Annotated in this window: 12 protein-coding genes; 2 read left to right on the forward strand and 10 right to left on the reverse strand. The window is 44.3% G+C overall.

The genetic code is table 11. The annotated features are described in order from the left end of the window. Window positions 1–205: 205 nt before the first annotated feature. The 7 genes from QGP82_RS05450 to QGP82_RS05480 all read right to left on the reverse strand — a co-directional run bounded on the left by QGP82_RS05450 (window position 206) and on the right by QGP82_RS05480 (window position 10,643). Entirely contained in the window at window positions 206–1,183 is a 978-nt protein-coding gene (locus QGP82_RS05450; RefSeq protein ID WP_163670722.1) for an alpha-mannosyltransferase, read from the reverse strand. Between the two features lie 267 nt (window positions 1,184–1,450). Further along, window positions 1,451–2,653 carry a glycosyltransferase gene (locus QGP82_RS05455; RefSeq protein WP_499057553.1) on the reverse strand — a complete coding sequence of 401 codons (1,203 nt, stop codon included), beginning with the start codon at window positions 2,651–2,653 and terminating at the stop codon, window positions 1,451–1,453. Window positions 2,654–3,546: 893 nt separating this feature from the next. Next, the gene (locus tag QGP82_RS05460; RefSeq protein WP_499057555.1) at window positions 3,547–4,857 is read right to left on the reverse strand and encodes an oligosaccharide flippase family protein; all 1,311 of its coding nucleotides are present in this window, start codon (window positions 4,855–4,857) and stop codon (window positions 3,547–3,549) included. 43 nt (window positions 4,858–4,900) lie between these two features. Continuing rightward, window positions 4,901–6,334, reverse strand: coding sequence for an O-antigen ligase family protein (locus QGP82_RS05465; protein WP_163670715.1), 1,434 nt, complete (start codon window positions 6,332–6,334; stop codon window positions 4,901–4,903). A gap of 88 nt (window positions 6,335–6,422) precedes the next feature. Continuing rightward, window positions 6,423–7,841: a GumC family protein gene (locus QGP82_RS05470; RefSeq protein ID WP_163670713.1), complete on the reverse strand. Its 1,419-nt coding sequence runs from the start codon at window positions 7,839–7,841 to the stop codon at window positions 6,423–6,425. Window positions 7,842–7,917: 76 nt separating this feature from the next. Then, window positions 7,918–9,111 (reverse strand): SLBB domain-containing protein, encoded by a 1,194-nt coding sequence (locus QGP82_RS05475; RefSeq protein WP_163670711.1) that lies wholly within the window; start codon window positions 9,109–9,111, stop codon window positions 7,918–7,920. Window positions 9,112–9,440: 329 nt separating this feature from the next. Next, window positions 9,441–10,643 carry a glycosyltransferase family 4 protein gene (locus tag QGP82_RS05480; protein ID WP_499057559.1) on the reverse strand — a complete coding sequence of 401 codons (1,203 nt, stop codon included), beginning with the start codon at window positions 10,641–10,643 and terminating at the stop codon, window positions 9,441–9,443. Between the two features lie 525 nt (window positions 10,644–11,168). Between QGP82_RS05480 and QGP82_RS05485 the strand changes: the two genes are divergently transcribed. Continuing rightward, window positions 11,169–12,857: an EAL domain-containing response regulator gene (locus QGP82_RS05485; RefSeq protein ID WP_163670709.1), complete on the forward strand. Its 1,689-nt coding sequence runs from the start codon at window positions 11,169–11,171 to the stop codon at window positions 12,855–12,857. 184 nt (window positions 12,858–13,041) lie between these two features. Here the strand turns inward: QGP82_RS05485 and QGP82_RS05490 are convergent, their stop codons facing one another. Both QGP82_RS05490 and folP read right to left on the reverse strand, forming a co-directional pair. Next, a complete protein-coding gene (locus QGP82_RS05490; protein ID WP_499057563.1) occupies window positions 13,042–15,030 on the reverse strand; it encodes a ShlB/FhaC/HecB family hemolysin secretion/activation protein in 1,989 nt (662 codons plus the stop codon). A 400-nt stretch (window positions 15,031–15,430) separates the two neighbouring features. Further along, window positions 15,431–16,546: a dihydropteroate synthase gene (gene folP, locus QGP82_RS05495; RefSeq protein ID WP_163670707.1), complete on the reverse strand. Its 1,116-nt coding sequence runs from the start codon at window positions 16,544–16,546 to the stop codon at window positions 15,431–15,433. Here folP and QGP82_RS05500 point away from each other — a divergent pair. Further along, window positions 16,545–17,360, forward strand: a complete 816-nt coding sequence (locus QGP82_RS05500) for a DUF362 domain-containing protein (protein WP_499057566.1) — start codon at window positions 16,545–16,547, stop codon at window positions 17,358–17,360. The genes folP and QGP82_RS05500 overlap by 2 nt on opposite strands. Here the strand turns inward: QGP82_RS05500 and QGP82_RS05505 are convergent. After that, window positions 17,357–17,965 (reverse strand): DUF1997 domain-containing protein, encoded by a 609-nt coding sequence (locus QGP82_RS05505; RefSeq protein WP_250565196.1) that lies wholly within the window; start codon window positions 17,963–17,965, stop codon window positions 17,357–17,359. The two genes, QGP82_RS05500 and QGP82_RS05505, sit on opposite strands and share 4 nt — an antisense overlap. Window positions 17,966–18,398: the final 433 nt, after the last annotated feature.

Below are 18,398 nucleotides of genomic sequence, written 5' to 3' on the forward strand. Positions count from 1 at the left end.
CCACGTACAATTACGAATGAAAATTAGAAAGATTGTTCCTGGAAGCTACATGTTATATAGCTCAGGTCTTGATTACTGCTTCTGCCTAAACTAAGGCACTTGTGCTTATGATAATCCCCCCATTACCCCATCACTCATCCCCCTATCTACAGCCCCAATCTGGGTCTTTATTTTTGTGTACTCCCCTAACCATACTTGAGCATATTTATTGTGAAGACTCAGAGGCGTCTTTGTAGGTTTTCAGAGCATCTAAGAACTTGATATGTAATCCATAATTGCTATTGACAAATCGTTGTAAACATTCATCAATAAAATCTTTGTATACAGGACGACCTTTATAAGGAGATAGGTAGCTTGTAAAGATACCCTTCTTGTAAGGCACCGTATATTTGGAGGTTCCTGTACGGTGATCGGCCAAGTGCTTTTTGCCAGTCCAGTAGTGTCGACTCAGAACAGTTGGAACTCGTGAGCAGTCTGGAGCTAGAAAATATGGGTGGTTGAGTTTTCGCCAAGATAAATAGAATGTGTCTTTATCACCCATTGCATGTTGATACCAAAACTCCGAACCAAGATTCATCCATTCAGCAAGGTTTAGGGCTTTCCAACAAGCAACTTTGTCAAAGAGTAGTAAACCCGTTTCAAATTCTGTATCACCGTTATAGGGCATACCTACATGGTCCCAAACAGGCTTACCAGGTAGGAGTATGTGACGCTGATAATCGGGGAAGAAAATAGCTCTATTCTCTTGATATTCCTTAGTGTCAAACAGAAACTCTAGATTGCATACGGGAAAGCAGTCAGCATCAATGAGCATTACTTCCCGTAATTGTGAGTGGAGAATGGCTGCTGTCTTAATAGGAAAACCACGCATCTGTTTTAGAGGCCGGTTTTTGCAACAGTCCATGATGTCATGCAACGAAACATCATGTTCCATAAATGCTGGTCTGGCCCAGGCTGGAATCTCATCTTCACCAGCATGCCAGATTTCTATCGGTAGCGTCGCACCATAGTGCCGTAGGAGACGGACAACAACATAAGCGCTTTCTAGATAAGGGCCTCCTGCGCAGATGACAAACCCTCTTCCAGAAAAATCTTTCATTTCAGGTGCTGGAGCCTTAACTTGTTCATTAAATAAGTTTGCAGCATTAGACGCATCGATCTTGTATTCTAATAAATCATTCATAGATTAATCCTTCAATTTATAGTGCTACACCACTGAATCTTCCCTGTCCCATCTACAAAAATTGGTTCTGGTGTTTCCGAAATGGGGTATGCAAACGTGAAAATATCAGACGAAGTGGAAACTGCTCTTTCCGACACAAACATTGACGCACTAGGTGGTGCAAAGTTTCTTTTCTATCTGTTGATAGATGAAGACTTTCCGTATCTATTCATGTCCTTAGAAGATATCTTTTGTACGTTATTTAGAACAACTATATTGGTGAGAAGATTAGTGACTTTTAGCCATTTGGGTGAATGCTTGTGCTCCGTTTTCTACGGAACTGGCAATATCATTCAGAAACTTTTCTTTCCGTGTTTGTAACCAATTTGAAGTTGTTTTTTCTGCACTTCGCGTTCTTTCCGTGGTCCAGTTAAACGCCTCAGCAGCTAATAGATGGGCAAACTCTTTAGGGTGTTCAGCTATTTGGACGATTGGAGAGACTAGAGAGACACCTCGCATAGAGGTTGGAGTGGCTACAATTGCTGATCCTGAGGCAAGAGCATCAAGGGTTTTGATTTGTATACCGCTGCCTCCCAACATAGGTAGTGCGATCACTCTAGCTTGGGCCATGAAAACCTGAGAGTTTGGTACAAAACCTTCATACTTAACATTTGGATATTTCCCGCTTAACCATTCAGCACCTTTGCCAGCAACGTGAATGGATAGCTGACTGGATAGTTCAGGATAAACAAACTTAAAAAACCAATGTAACCCTTCCTCATTAAATTTCCAGGTCCAGCTGCCAATTAATCCAATATCAAATCTCTTCTCAATCACATTTTCACAAACTTTCTCTGGACCTAAGGGTAAGGCTAACGCTTTAACGTTATAAACGCCTTTGAGTCTAGAAAAATGATTGGCATCATGCTCAGTTAAGGTCCAAACTTCTGCGGCTTGTTTCGAAAGCTCAGATTCTATTCCTTCTACCATTTTGGCTTCTCGAGCATAGAGCCATCTTTCGAATAAGTTCTTAGAGTTATTGAAGTGGCTGAGGTAGATTTCATGCTCGATATTATGAGCAATAAATATAATCTTACTTTTCCCAGCAACTAACTTTGCTAACCAAGCTAGTTGAGAGTGATCAATAAAAACCACATCATATTGCTTGGCACTAAGAAGAGTGTTTACCAATTTCACATAGGTTTGGGAGTAATATTTAGCAGCTGAATAGGGCAACTTAACTATGAAGCTGAGTAAAAGCCAGAGGATAGCGTCAATTTTGGCACTACTTGTCTCTATATGCCGCTTTTCTACTAACACTTCATGAGCTTCTGGCTCAAAACTATCATCCTTTCGCATGTAGCCTACGACTGAAACCTTATATCCGTTTTGTCTCAGGCCATTAATAAAAGCCTGAGATGCGACTTCACCTCCAGTTTTCCTTCGACTAGGAAGCAGCGTAGTTAAGAACAAAACATTAGTTGCTTTCATTACTACTCAGAGAACCCTTTGTTTAACTCAATAAAACAGCTAAAAACACTATTTGATTTCATAAAAAATTAATGCTTTCCTAGGAATTACATCGGAAATGACATTTAATCTTTTAGCCTTAGATAGCATGTACGCCTAATGCTCCCATCCTATTTCTCAAATCGCCCTACCCCTTTAGCCTGGCATTAAAAAATCCTATAATGCCCTAAAAGTGAACTTCATACTCAGATAGGCAATTTGTTTCTTTCAAAATGACTTAAACTATACAGTTATTGTTCCTTAAGATGCTATGACAGCTTCTCTAGTGCGGTAAAATATGCTGACGATGTCGGAAAAATGGTTGTGAAGACTATTCGTAGAGAATTATGTAAATGTCTGCTCGATGGCTAGAACTAAGTAAATACAATCCTTATGCCCATTGAATACGAATGGGATTGAGCATATATCAACAGTTTTCAATTGATAAAAACCTGCTGAGTAACTGGGTAGATGCCTGATTATGCCCTGATAGCTGCAACTAAGGAATATATTTTTCTATTATGAATGGAAGAGTTGTCTATGACAATACGTACTTTGTCGCAAACAGAATTGAATTGTAGTGATTGCGATTTAAAGATTAAGCTTGTCATAAGCTGTCTTATATAGTAGAGAATCATCGCGGCATAGTTCATTGAGGGGTCTCCTCAAATCCATAAATATGCTTCTAATATTGATTGATGGCAACAAAACTTTTATTAATGCTGTCAGTCTACATAGACTTATTGTTTCTGGGCTAACTTGCTTTAAATACTCTTGAAAATCTTTTTATTTTAATTAGTTTTGAACTATTTTATCCCAGAGAAATTTTAAGAAAGTCATGTAAGAGATGTACTGTGTTCCTGTGGAGTCTTCCTCTAATCGCTGTCAGAAGCAGTTTCAGTCTGAATAACCTGCTCTTGCTCTTTTGATTGTCGGTAACAAAAGAATACCACTAGCCATAAGGTTACGAGTTTGAATAGTTCAGATGTCAACGTTGCCCACGCTGCCCCCTGCCAAGAATACCGAGGAATGAGGTATAGGTTTGCTCCAAAGTTAATAAAAGCTGCTGTTACTTGCAACACGCTTCTGGCTCTATGAAAGCCTGCACCAGTTAACGTATCAGCAGCAATGAATTGGAGAGTTGCGATCAAATGAATAGGTGCCAGCCATATTAATACACCAGCAGACTGGGCGTATTCTGGTCCTAAAATATTTGATGTAAATGGCGAAAGAGTCAGTAAGGCAATTGCTGCAATAACTCCATAGCCTACGGCCACAGGGACCAATTTAAAGGCAAATTGTAGACCTGCTTTAATGCCAGAAGCGCCATATCGCAAAAAGCGAGTGTAGGTGGCACTCATGACTGCAATAATAATGATGTATCCAACATCGATAAATCGATACCCTGCAGCATAAATACCAGCTGCATCGGCAGATGCCAGACTGACTAACATTGTTCTGTCAATCTGGCCGTTTACAGTTTCTGCGGACTGGGCAATGGCGAAGAAAAAGCCCTCGGCAAACTTGGGTGGATACTTTTTTAGATTGAATATAGGACGACCAAATAACTTGTTCACCGTTAGCAGTGATACAGTCGCTGGTATGATTGAGCCTAAGCAGTATAAACCACCCCAGGCAACAATATTACCATCTTCGAAGAGGACCAGGAGGGCAATGGCTGCAAGTAGTTTTCCTACACCGTATAGAACCTTACTTTGGGCAGCTACCTTGTAGCGATCGCAAGCCACAAACGCAGTTGCAGCTAGATCGAATACTTTCCCCCCTAAGAGGTCTGCTAGCAGTATAAATAAGACAAGCAGTAGTGACGTACTGGGAGCAAAAATGACCTTGACCAAGCCTAGCATGATGGGGACTAGGGCAGCGGTAAAGGTTAAAGAGGTGAGTAGTGCTGTACCCCAATATCCTCTAAAAACCTTTGGATCCCTTGAAACATACTTGATAAAAATATCCGCACTGCCGAGACCAACAAATGGAAACAGTAGCTTAACGAAGGCAGCAATGCCGATAAATATGCCGTATGCTTCAGCTCCTAAGACTCTAGCTACAATGACAAAGTAGGCCCCTTGAATAAATATACCGAGTGCTTGGGCAGATAGCATCCACATGCTGTCTTTTACTAAGGATCCACTCAAGATCCCTTTGAGTTTGGAAATTATCTTTTTCACCTCATTGACTCAGTTGTAAAGGATAAATTTGGCAAACTATAAATTAAATATTAGTTTGGGTAGTCTGGACATTTTTTGAGGGCTTGATTTTGTCCATGATTTTATCCCCCATAATATTGTTGTTGTTGCCCAGACTAAATCTGTCAAAGTCATTCAAATATTTCGCTTCAAATGATGTCGTAAAGCTCATGGAACAAATTAGAATCCAAAAAATGCTGTTAGGTGCTAACAGTGAAGATTCTGCCAGATTAATTAGGACGATATAGAGGGTATAGGCTGCAGGCCAACTGCTTACCCATGTTTTAAACAAGCGAGTTCTGGCAAGCCCCCTAAGCAACGTTTGCCATAGCACTAATGACACTAAGGTTGTGCCAATCAGGCCAATTTGCAAGGTCATGTCCAGAAACCCCTGGTGCGCATCTGGTACACGCCAGCCAGCCCGCTGCCATATATATAAAGACGGCCCGGCTGTCCCATGCCAGAAACCACCAACACCGTAACCGAGTGCTGGACGATGGCCAATCATTGTATAAATGTACTCCCAAATATCTGTACGCCCTGTTAGGGTTGCGTCTTTTCCAATTAACCCGAGGGCAAATGTCATTAGAGGAACATAAGCGACGGAGACAAATATGGCTCCCGAGATCAGAAAAATCAGTGATAGAAGTAGTTTACGAGTTTCTGTTTTAAATACTTGAAGCACTGTAACGATAGTCAAAATAAAAACAGAATTGAGTAATGCTCCTCCGGATCCAGTTTTGTTGATCATTTGCAGCGAGAGGAACAATCCAATGATGTAGAGCCACTTGAGGCGTTTATCCTTGACCTCATTGAACATGGTATACATGACACCACAGGCGAGTACCATCATTTTCCCAGCACCGTTTTTATGGGTAAAGACACCTCGCCATGCCCCTGGATGAACCGGTGGGCCCATAATGCCGTACTGAGGCAGTGCATAGACAAACACAAAATTTAAGATGGATATACTTAGCAGCACATAGCTGAGGATTGTGATCTGCTGTTTCAAGGTGTATCGTCCTGCTAAATACACTGCGAACAACATATTACACGTGGCAAAGATCCCTGCAGATAGGGAGTCATCAGGGGCAAAAGACCAGAAAAATGACAGACCCACAACGGTGCTGGCTGCAATCAGCACTGGGTTGCTCAGCAAAATATAGAGCGTTCGTTTATATCTGCACGCCACGAAAAAAAGCGTAAGACAATTATGAATAACGTAGAAAAGATGAACGGGAATATAGTTAATCGAATCGTAGCTAAATCCATCTCCTTCACTGGCTCCACCGCTAAGAAGAACCATCGTTACAGCATCTGTGAAGAAAAAGAAGGAAATAAACACATAGGTGAATTCGACTTTTTCTAAGATCTTTTCTAATAAAGCTCTACCGGGTGACTTTTTCTTTTCTACTTCTTCAGAAGGAGGTTCGCTTGCTGGAGTAGTTTGAAGCACCATAGGGCAACAGGCTTATAGGGATTTTGAAATATGTTGGATAGATGGTCTTTCTAAGAAAATATGTAAAATAACAAGCAATATCTTGTTATTAGAGCCCTGAAGGAATGTTATAGGCATCGGGATCATAAACCTTATTAGTTCCTTTAACATCTACGATAAAGAAGTCAATGGCAACAATAATGGTCAAAGCCAGGGCAAAGCCAGCAACAATTCCCATGGCAATGATCTTAATGGCCACCTGAGAAGACGGTTTCTCCGGAGGAACAGCGGGTTCAATAATTTGAATGAAATTAGTCAACTGATTCTCTTTAACCTGTAGCTCTTGGCTTCGGTTCAATAATTCCTGATAGGTTTCTTGGGCTGCTTCTAATTTACGTTGTAAATCTCGCTGACGTTGTTCTAACTCTGGAAACAGATCTATGCGCTGCTGGTATATCTGTTTATTATTTTCGACAGCCTTCAAGCTCTCCTCGAAAGAAACAAGTTGAATATTGTTTTTAGCATAATCCTCAACTAGCCTTTCTCGGGTAGCTCCCATCTGAAGTAAGTCTTCTTGAACAGGCCCCCCTGCTATCCCCTGGACTTTGTCATCTAAGAGGTTGACGAGGGAAGCTTCCTGAGCACGCAGGTCCAGTAGAATGGGACTTTCTTCAGTAAACTCTACTTGCTGAACTGCAATTTTTCGACGAACCGCGCTTAAGTCCGTCAAAATATCTTGGACTGACTTAGATTGGCTTAAGGCGTTTGCCGTAATGGCATCAGACACACTGAGACGAAGTTCATTACTTAGCGCTTCTTGGACGCCCTGGAGTGCCCTCAAGCTGACCCTTAATCTAGATTCCTCCTGGCGTAAATCATTTAGGAAGGCAACTGAAATTTCTACTTCTGCAGCGAGGTCAACGATGTCATAGGTTTCTCGGAAAACTCGTAGCTCATATTCTGCTTGCCTTACTTTTTCAGCGCTGACAGGTAGCTGACGGTCTAAAAAGTCCCCTGCACTTTCGGTGTCTATTTGAGTACTTGCTAGTTTTTGGGAACGATACGACCCCATCAAGGTATTGACAATATCGGCTGCTTTTACGGGATCCTCGTCTAGGTACGTAAAGGACAGTACATCTGTTTGGAATACAACGCTTACCTGAAGATTTTCCAGAAGATCTTCAATTTTTAAGGGCTTGCCTTCATCATCTTTGAGCTGTAGTGTATCGATGGTTTTTTGGATCAGTGGCTTTGAGGTGATAATCTCAATCTCAGAATTCAATTGGGTTCCGTAACTGATGGTTTGTAAAGGGCTACCATCTTCTTCTAGCCCGGTGAGGGTGGCTGCTCGGTCTGGCTTAAATAAAAGTTTGCCTTCGGATAAGAAGGTTGGTTTTTGTAGTTTGGCGACTGCGGCAGCCCCTAAAACCGTCAAGACAAATGCTGTCGTTGCGGGTACAATACCTCGGCGAGTTGCTGCAAATAAATATTGCAGGTTGAGGTCAATAACGTTACGAATGAAATTCATAGTAAGTTAGGCTGCCATCCAAACGATTAATGAAACAGAAACAGTAAGTAAAGAGATAAATTAGTATCAGGATTGATTATCGGATGCCAAAAAGCCCGAGAAGTAAATTAGTCAGGGGTGAGAAGATCAGACCAGCCGTATCTGAAGTGGCAGCAAGGCTTGAACGACCAACAACAATGGTATCTCCGTCCTGAAGAATAGGATTTTGCTGATCATTCACATCCTGAGCAAGATTAATATCAACTCTCTGTTGGGAGACAGTGCCGTTGGGGTGAAGACGAATCAGTTCAACGCGACTGGAACGCGCTCGCGTATTGAAGCCCCCAGCTGTCAGAATGGCCTGATTGAGTAATGTATCGGGAGCGACGGCCAGACTACCTGGAGATGCGACTTCACCCACAACATTGACTGTGATAGTTGCAGGGGCAAATGTCGTATTAGCTAAGGCAATCACTTCTGCATTATTGATATCCTGTGCAGTGGGGATAAAGATTTGATCGCCATCTCGTAGCAAAACATCCTGGCGAAGGTTCCCACTTTCGACTAAATCCCAGAGATTGACCTGAATCAGCTCAGGGACACCTTCGCGCTTAATTTGTACAGAGCGCACGTCTGCAGAACGTGTAATCCCACCTGCATTACTAATGGCTTGGGTTACACTTGGCCAGAAACGAGTCCGACTTTCACTTGCCTCGGATTGTTCACCGGCTTCTGAGTTGACCTGTAACGTGTAACCACCGGGCCGTTTGATTTCACCCACAATACCTACTCTGATCGGGCGTGGCTGTAGTAACTGGAATGTTATGCGTGGGTTACGGATGTACTCGCTGTAGGCTGCGATGACTGTTTCCTCAGCTTGCAGTGGATTCAGCCCCGTGACACTAACTTTACCAACCCAAGGTAAGGTGATTGAGCCATCCAATAAGACAATTTGATCAATAGGTTCTTTGAACAGTTCATTGGAGGATAGGACATCAATTCTGATTTGATCCCCAGGACCTAGGGCGTAAGTTTCCAGGGCAACGGTTGACTCGTTACGAGGTGAACTGAGCCGCCGTTGTTGGCTAGTGCTGCTGCCTGTAGGCTCTAATACAGGTAGTTGGGCTAAGCTTGGGGAAGCTACAAGACTGATGGAAAAGCTACTGAGAAATAATACTCCTATAAGACTAAAGATCTTTGGCTGAATAGCTTTTTGCCCACAGGGAAGTAACGATAAGTTCAAACGAGGCCCGGATGGGGGATGAGTGTGCGGGAATTGAACGATTTCCATGACTGTCTTAGGAAAGTGTAGGCAAGTGAAAATTGCAGGCTAGTTCGCGTTGACTGGTGTATAGGACTGACCTACGTCTGAGAAAGTTTCAATTTCTTTTAGTTTTACTGGATTAGAGTAAGAAAGAGCTGACGAGTATTTCTATGTATTTACCCTACTGATACAGCATGCCCGTGTCTGTTCCGACTATTTGTCCTAAAGCTTGTAATTCAATCAGGTTTCGTAAATTTACGGTTATTTTGATTGTTGTCTGTAGCTCCATACCTTTGCTGAATTTGAACCTAGTGATTACGGTGTCGTTTTCTCGCAGTCAATGGTATGGTCAAACTTCACGTAGGGGGATGTATAAACTGTGCTGTTGAGGGCTGCTGGTAAAGGGGAGCTGTCAGTGAGTGCTGTTGAAACCACTGATGTGTTGTACTTGTTTCTTTCAGCCATTTTTCTAATAGAGATATCCAGTGGACAGGTAGCTGTAAAGATTGCCAGGTTGTTTGGATAGTTGTAGAAAGTTTGGTGTAGGTTTCTGGGTGATTGAGTAGATAATCAATCCGTTGAGACATGGCACGGGCGTTACCGGCCGGAAATATCATGGCATTGACATTATGTTTTAGACTGCCGGTAAACATGGGATGGTCGGAGGCCACAATTGGTGTGTGAGCCTGTAAACAGTGATTGAGAATAGTATTGGAGTTTTCTGGAGATTCGTGCCGACTCGGCATCACAAAAATATCAGCTTGATGAATCAGGTGAACGAGGCTGTGGTCCGGAATATCTTCAATAAATTCAACGTGACTGAGTTGTAATCGTTTTGCCTGAATTTTGAATCGGTTAATATTGCCCTGTCCTACTAGCTTGAGATGAATGTTCCAGCCTTGAGCCTTGAGCTGTGCCGTAGAAATCAGTAAATCGCCAATGCCTTTAGTGGAGAAAAGAGGGCCTACATAAATTAGCTGTAGGGGATCGGGACGCGATCGCAACTGTTTAGGTTCAAACGTTTCAGCTCGGTTAGATGGCGGCCAATTCCAGGGGATCAGTTTGTCACGGCGCACACCTATTTGTGCCAGAGTCTTGCATCTTTCTAGCCCCAGTCCCCCAACCCATTCAATGCCACTATGGTTCAGTACTTTGGAGAGTTGATAGTTGTTCCATTGTTGTTTAAAACCTGGTGCAGTCAGCGTTTCTCGAAACATGCCGATACAACGTACGTGCTGACGGGTGGCCCAACGAAAAATTGCAGGATTGGGAACATCAACAATGAGATGGGTGGGACAGAAGTCTGCCAGCCGTTTAAAGATCGTCTCATTAGTTGTAACGGGTCCATTGCCAATTACGCGCACACCCGTATTCAGGACCTGATCATAGGGGACGTCTGACACACAGCCCAACACTCCTACTTCTTGTAGTTGAAATCCCCAGGTGGTTAAGCCTTCCAACATAATTAGCTGCTCAGCATTCAAAGTGCCATTCGCCATGCCCTCTTGATAGGGCTCATGACTTTGCACCAGAAGTAAACGCAATTGCTGTAGATCCATAAAAGATAGCTAGAGGGTGAGTATAAGACGTTAATAATAGACCTAGCTATTAAATGTGATTTTTCTAACACCATCCAACAACCGTTCGATGGTCTTCATCGTAAATGTTGGCACAATCAAGGGGTTAGCTTTTTGCTGTTATTGAGAGGGTATAAAGTCAATTTTTACCTATATTTCACTTATATTTAATCCTTACGAACAAGAATTTTACTTCCCTGTCTGTGTGGGCATCTTTGCACAGTCTTTACAGATTCTTGATTGTTACAGTCCAGTTCTGTTGATGAGCAACGGTCGGACTGGTGAGCTTTAAGCTAATTTCAACTTATCTGAAAATCCCTAGCCTTTGTTTGTATCATATGTAGCTTGAGATTTGGGAGATTCAGAGAAATTACCTATGGTGCGAGTAAGTTGAAAATGAGCTGGGGTGATGAACTTAAGACACCAAGGGTAAGGGCTGGGTACTCTATCGATGGCGATAGGTAATGTTGGTGCAAACGCTAATCGAGTGTAAATGACCCTAAGTCTATGGTGATGCCTGAAACATCTGCGGTAATGACAACTATTTTGGTGATTGATGATGATGCCGATTTAGCTACGGTATTTTGTGATCTGCTTAGTCTTAATGGCTTTACTCCTTTCAGGGCAACTACAGGACAGGATGGTCTGCATCTGGCGCAGCTGCATCAACCCCAGCTGATTGTCTGTGATATAGGGTTACCAGATATTGATGGATATGAGGTGTTGGCATGTTTGCGATCGCATCCAACCACAGCCACTATCCCCATCATTATGCTGACTGGCCATGATGTCTCCGACACATTCCGCCGTAGTATGGAGCATGGGGCTGATGATTACCTGACAAAGCCCATTGACTTACAAAGCTTTTTGCGTGCGGTGCGAGCACAGCTTAACAAGCGGGAGCATTTATCTAAGTATTTAAAATCTAAATCTGTTGATGCATCCTGCAGATTTACCTCTGCCATTAAGTGGTCCGATTTAGCAAAACAGTTGGACGTGGTTCGACAGTCACCTTGGTCGAGTTTATGGGTGATTCGAGTTGATAACTATGATGTGTTGCAAACTGGCTATGGCCATGTCTTTGGGAAGCTTTTTCTTGAAACAATTGGGCAACAGCTACACCAATGGCGAGAGTGTTGGAACCACCCAACGATCTCGATCAATACCCTAGCTTATGTGGGAGCAAATCGATTTATTGTCTTTTTAAGTGCATTGAATACGCCTGAGGAGACCAGTTATGAGGCAACTATTGCCCAGCTAAAATCTGATTTACAACAACCAATGGTGATCAATAATCACCGTCTGATTCCAGACATTCACATTGAGGTTGTCCAAAGCCCTGAATCCACCACACTTAAGGCGCTAAAAACAACACTTAATCAAGTTAGCCCATCGGCTAGCCAGCCATCGTTGGCAGAGCGGCTGAAATGGGCGATGCAACGGAATGAGTTAAAGCTTTATTTTCAGCCTCAAGTTGAGTTAAGCAGTGGTCAGATTATTGGGGCAGAAGCCTTGGTGCGTTGGATTGTGCCAGGCGAGCCACCTGTATTGCCAGTTCAGTTCATCCCAGTTGCGGAAGAACATGGGCTAATGTTACCTCTTGGTGAGTGGATCTTGGAAACGGCACTGCAGCAACTGGCCCATTGGCAAAGAATACAGTTATCCGGCATTAGCATTGCTGTTAATCTATCGGCTCATCAATTGCGCAGTTCCCAGTTTATAGATCGGTTGATGACCTTAGTAGAGGCTGTAAAGGTCAATCCTGTTATGGTGGATTTGGAATTGCCTGAACGACTAATTATGGAAGACTTTGGTCGGGCTAAGTTATTGTTGGCTGACCTCCAAAGTAGGGGGTTTAGTATAGCCATTGATGATTTTAGTTTTGGCTCCCTTGGCTACTTACAGTCTTTACCGGTGAACATTCTCAAGTTAGATAAGTGTTTTGTTCGTGACTTGCACAATAATAGAAGTAATCAAGTAATTGTCAGAGCTATTATGGAAATGGCTCGAGGGCTAAATATTTCTACCATTGCTGGTGGTGTAGAAACAGCTAGGGAGCTATCAATCCTTAAGCAACTTAAATGTCACAGTATGCAAGGATATCTCTTTAGCCCCGCTCTCTCAGCCAAAGATTTTGAAAAACTCTTGCTGGGATCCTCTAAAAGGTACGCTGCTCAATCAGTGAGACCGATATAGTTAGGGGACTGCACAAAAATAAAGACCCAGGTTGGGGCTGTGGATGGGGGATGAGTGATGGGGTAATGGGGTAATTATTTAAGTGCAAGCACCTTATACGGTTTCAGTCATACTCGTTTGATTATTTCTCCTGACTTCTGACTCCTGACCTGGGCTAGCTTTCCCAGCCTAAGTTGATATCCCTCTAAAGCTCAAGATCAAAATCTAAATATAGGAATACATCTTGAGGAGCGCTGTCATCAATATCTACCAATGGCACACCCAAATCCAGACGTAGATTTAATTTCTCAACTGGGCGATAGGTGAAGCCTACACCGGTACCGAGAAGAAAACGATCATCGTTAACGGTGGTGCCAGATTCAGTATTCCAAACAGCTGCCATATCTATAAACGGACTGAGCAACATGATCGGTGCTCCTGATTCATCACGCTGGATCGTGATTCGATCTTCAACTGAGAGACGAACACCATTATCGCCAAATCGGGCGTTCTGACTATAGCCCCGCACCGATTGGCGACCCCCAATGACAAACTGTTCTGACCCCAGCAGGGTATCTGATGCTAGCTGAACATCACCTTGAATAATCAACAAATGATCTGGGTTGAGAACCTGGGCCCGTTGCACCTGGCCCAGCCAGCCCACAAACTGACTGTCTGCTTGGGGCGATGACAAATTTGTTGCATCTAGCCAATCAACGCCCAGACTAAACTGGGATCGCAACGCCCATGCTCCTTGGGGATCTCGACGCAAATAATCTTGACCAAACTGGATGACACTGGCACTGTTGCTAGAGAAATCTGTTGATGCAATGCGGGTGTCGCCATCCCGGTGACGAAACCCCAGGGAAAGGGCAAATTCCTCGCGAGGATTGCGCACCAGGGGCTGACGATAGGTTAGCTCGTAAACTTGTGCATCGCCTTCAATGTCAAATGAGGCTAGTTCCTGGGGAGAGATAATCTCAAACTCACTGGGCAAAAAACGCGCCGAAATTGTCCCGTTCATGGGATTGATGGGGGCGCTATAGCTCAGTTCATATAGGTGGGATCCCCCTGTGGTAGCCCGATAGGCAGCTGCCCGTATTTGGTCACCAATACCCAGGGGGTTGCGATAGGTAACATTAGCGCCCATACGAACCACACCAACACTCACGGGTGAATCAGTGTCTAGGGTGAGATGGGCTTCAAGCTGCTCGGCTTCATCAATGCGCACCACCAGAATACTTTGCCCCAAACCTGTGCCTGCTCGGAGACTGGCCTCAATGTTGTCAATGAGGGGATCGGCCCGTAGCAGTCGCAGCTGATCTTCTAGATCAAACTGGTTTAGAGGGGTTTTGGCCCCTAAGTTAATTCGCGATCGCACATAGTTAGCTAGTCGATCGGCTTCTTCTATGCGAATCTCCTCTAAGCTACCTTCAATAATTTGTAATTTGACAACGCCATCCGTAATCGGCTGGTTAGGCAGAACAGCTCGCGAGGTAATGTATCCCTCATTGAGATAAAGCTGAGTGATGGAATCTGCAGCTTGCCGTAGTTCATCGATTCCTAGTGCCCGACCCACAAAAGATGACAGAACAGTATCGAAGTCTGATTCATCAAACACAGTACTATCCAGCACTTCAAACCGCTGAACCGTAACTGTAGGGCCTGTTTCTGGAGGTGGCTCAGCCGACTCAGGAGGAGGTACAGGTGTTGTTGGTAATACGGGATCTGGATCTTCTATTTCTGGCTCGGCTTCTGGTAATGGCTCTGGCAAACTATCTGCTGGGGGTGGCGTAGCAGGCACTTGTTGACTGACCATAACGCCTGACTGACGCAGGTTTAGTCCACCAATCTCTTCAGGAACCATGGGTTCAGGTAACGGTATGGCTTCCGTCGCATCAAATGCTTTAGGAGACGTGACAACAGATGGGGCATGGGCATTGCCTACCCAATCACTTTTAGGGGAAGGAGCCTCAATAGACGCGGAATTGTCATCGATTACCCGATCACCTGTGGCGGAAGCATCTTCAACTAGCTTAACCTCTATAGTTAAATGTCTATCTAATAATTTGGATGTTGGTAATTCTTGTCTTGACAGATCTGTCAGTAGAGAACCACTTGCCTCTGCAGAAGTACCTGCACTAATGCCGATGACGGTACTCAACAACAAAATCGTTGTTAGTTTCTGTTGCATGGGTCTCCTCTTATCTCCACCACAGGGTTACACTGCCATCGGTTGCCTGGCTTAAGGACGCCTATTACAAACCCGATTTTCCGTGCTGACTGTATCACAACCAAAGACGTTAATTGCAAAGGACCAATACTATGCCTAGGACTAGCCAGACCTAGTTACTATTGGTAACTCCTTACAACCTATTCCCTACCGGGATTTACGCAGATTTCCGGTAACTTTTAACAGGCTGAGCATCAGCATCCGTTAATTAGAGTGCCCAACTAATCAAAATTTATGCCTGGAATATTCACCATTGCTGATTTCAGGGGGCACCGCTCTGAAAGACTTGCTCGCTGCCTAAAGGTGACAGATAGCGTCACATTGATGAAGCAGTCAACTGACTCGTTAATGTTGCTAGAACTCAGTCTGTTGACTCAGTTTGTCTCCAGATAGCATCGGCAACCCGGGCAACATCCGCCATAGCTGCCCCATTGTGAACGCGTAGGATATCAGCTCCTCCCCCAATGGCTGCTGTACAAGCTGCAGCAGTGCCCCATTCCCGCTGTTTGGGATCAGGTTGATCCAAAATCCAACCGATAAAGCTCTTGCGAGAGGCACCGACTAAAATTGGACAGCCCAGCTCCACGAGGTCTGGCAGCTTACGTAAAATTTCCAGGTTTTGAGGATAGCTTTTTGCAAATCCAATACCGGGATCAATACAAATATTTTGTATAGGAACGCCGACGGCTAAAGCCTGCTCAATTTGCTCCCGTAGAAACTTGGAAATTTCACCCATCAGGTCGCCATAGTCCGTCATTTGCTGCATCGTTTCCGGCGTACCTCGTAGATGCATCAAAATTATAGGCACCTCTTTTTCAGCAGCAACTTTGAGCATATCGGGTTCATAGGTAGCTCCCGAAATATCGTTAATAATATCTGCACCAGCTTCAACCGCTGCCCGAGCCACCGTGGCTCGGGTGGTATCCACCGAAATCACGGCTTGATTGAGGTCTGCATTGTCAGCCTGGCGAATGGCCTCAATCACGGGTATCACCCGGTTCAGTTCCTCACCCAGGGAAATCTGCTCTGCTCCTGGTCGAGTCGACTGGCCGCCCAGATCTAAAATGTCAATATTGGCTGCTAACAACGCCTCTGCCTGTTTGAGTGCTGTTTCCACGGAGTTAAACTGGCCACCATCGCTAAAGCTATCAGGGGTGATATTAATTACCCCCATCAGATAGGTGCGTTCACCCCAGTTAAACTGATGCCCCCGAATAGTCCAGGCTTGGCGGCTAGCCACCTTCTGTTGACCTTCGGCCATAAATAATCGCGCCAGTCGATCATAGGTACCAGGGCCAATGTACTCTGGGTGAGCACGTAGCTTGCTGTACATCCACACCAGGTCTTTACCGTCGAAGATACGAATATCGACAAACCAGCTTTTAAGCTGCGGTTTCAGACCGTTGGCAGTTTCAAGTGCGTCGGTCCACCGTTCAAATTCCTGTTTAAAACCGCGGGTTACTACCGTAAAGGCCATGGCTGCTCAGACTACTCAGACGAAGAAAATGGACACTGCTACTCATACCGCTAAAGTGGCAGACTTTATTTATACTCCGCCAGTAACGGCTCAAGGGGCAACGAGAATTTTAGTAAAGCCGAATTTGGGGTATCCCAAGGGACCACCGGTAACGGTTGGTATGTCGGTTTTATCAAAAGTGCTACAGGGACTTCGCCAGGCCAGCCCTCAAGCTGAGATTTTGGTGGTAGAGGGTGTTTGCTCCAAATTCTCTTTAGCAGAAATTGCTAATCAAAATGGCCTCTACGACATTTTGGATGATGGTATGGCGGTACTTGATGCCGATACATTGCCCTGTGTTGCCTATCGCAACCGTTCCCCTCAGCCTGTACGTTATTCAGAGCTATGGGCACCCAAGCTGCTGAAGGAAGTGGACTGTCGTATTTCTGTCAGTGCTTTCAAAGTGACTAGCCTGAAAGAAAGTCCGTTAGTATCGGCTACCTTAAAAAACCTATATGGTTTATTCCCAAGGGCTAAGTACAAAGCCCGCAGTGCTCATTCTAGAGGCCAACTCCATAGACCTTCAGTACCGCAGATTTTGCAAGATGTTTATGGCACTATCGGTCATCTGTTCGATGGTGGCGTGGCCGACTGTAGCCAAAAGTTTATCAGCCAAGATTGGCGACCCGATGTGGGGCAAGGGTTTGCAGTTGGACAGGTAGTATGGGGTAATGATCTACTGGCTATAGATCGCCAGGCCTGTCAGCTAGCCCAAGAGCCTGAGGCGAATTATTTGGCACCTATCGAGGCATTAAGGCAAACACTTGAGGATTAACCCTTACGCCCAGGTAAAGGTAGATTCATCATTGTGTGGAAGTCTTCTTGAACTTTGTGGGTAAGGCGTTTAGAAATCTGCCGCACAATTTGGTTCAGTAACTTGTCACCGGAGGCCTTCACCAGGGATTGGGGTAATGCCTGAATAAATTTGGGCATCTGCACCTTAGTTTGCAGATTAAGTTCCCATTCCACGTGGGTGGCTTGTCCCTTGGGCAGTTTCTTGTTTTGCTTTTCTTCCAGGGACATGGCAGCACTGAAGTCTACATCGTATCCTTCAGGTTTATGACCAGGTACGGGGATTGTCTCAATTTTATAGACGCCACGATTTTGAGGTAGTAGATGCAGGCCAATTTTTGGCTGGATCTGAAAATTGAGGCTGCCAAAGCGACCCAGGGAAATGGCGTATCCATTATGGCCGATGGGCTTAACATCCATCGGCTCAGCACATCGGGTAAACCAACCCTGGTGGGAGTCTAGATAGCTGGCTACGGTATCGACGTCGGCATACATCTCCATATTGCCAACGTAATAGCCTTCAAAAATGATCGTGTCGGATACACCCAAATTATTACTGCTGTTCAACGTTTGGTCATTTGAAACCATACTAGGTGACGTCTGCGAAGTGCCAGAAACTCCTGAGTGAGAATGCTGCGTAGAAGACACGTGCATAAAATTTAAAGTTCTAAACAATCTATCGGTAAACTGTCAAGATGCGCTGGGTGCTTGCTAATGGATAGCTTAGCGATAGCTTTTGGCTATTTCCATGGTGGGCAAGTACAGGGATCAATTATCGGGATAATTGATTTACCGTTATACCCCCAGGTTACTGAGTTAAAAAAATAAGTAACCATCGTTAAACCACGGATATGGACTTACGGGCAAACCCTGCTGTTATCAGCCATAGCTCCCCCATTTAAACTTTATTGTTATTCGTTAAGTTTAGTCGATTTTTTTAGGACCACAATTTTTTCGATAGAGGCTTAATGAAATTCAAAGATACGAACATCAAGTGTGAGTCTGGTGTGAATTGCTTAAT

The organism is Leptothoe sp. LEGE 181152 (assembly GCF_032906605.1).
GTDB classification, from domain to species: domain Bacteria; phylum Cyanobacteriota; class Cyanobacteriia; order Phormidesmidales; family Phormidesmidaceae; genus Leptothoe; species Leptothoe turfae.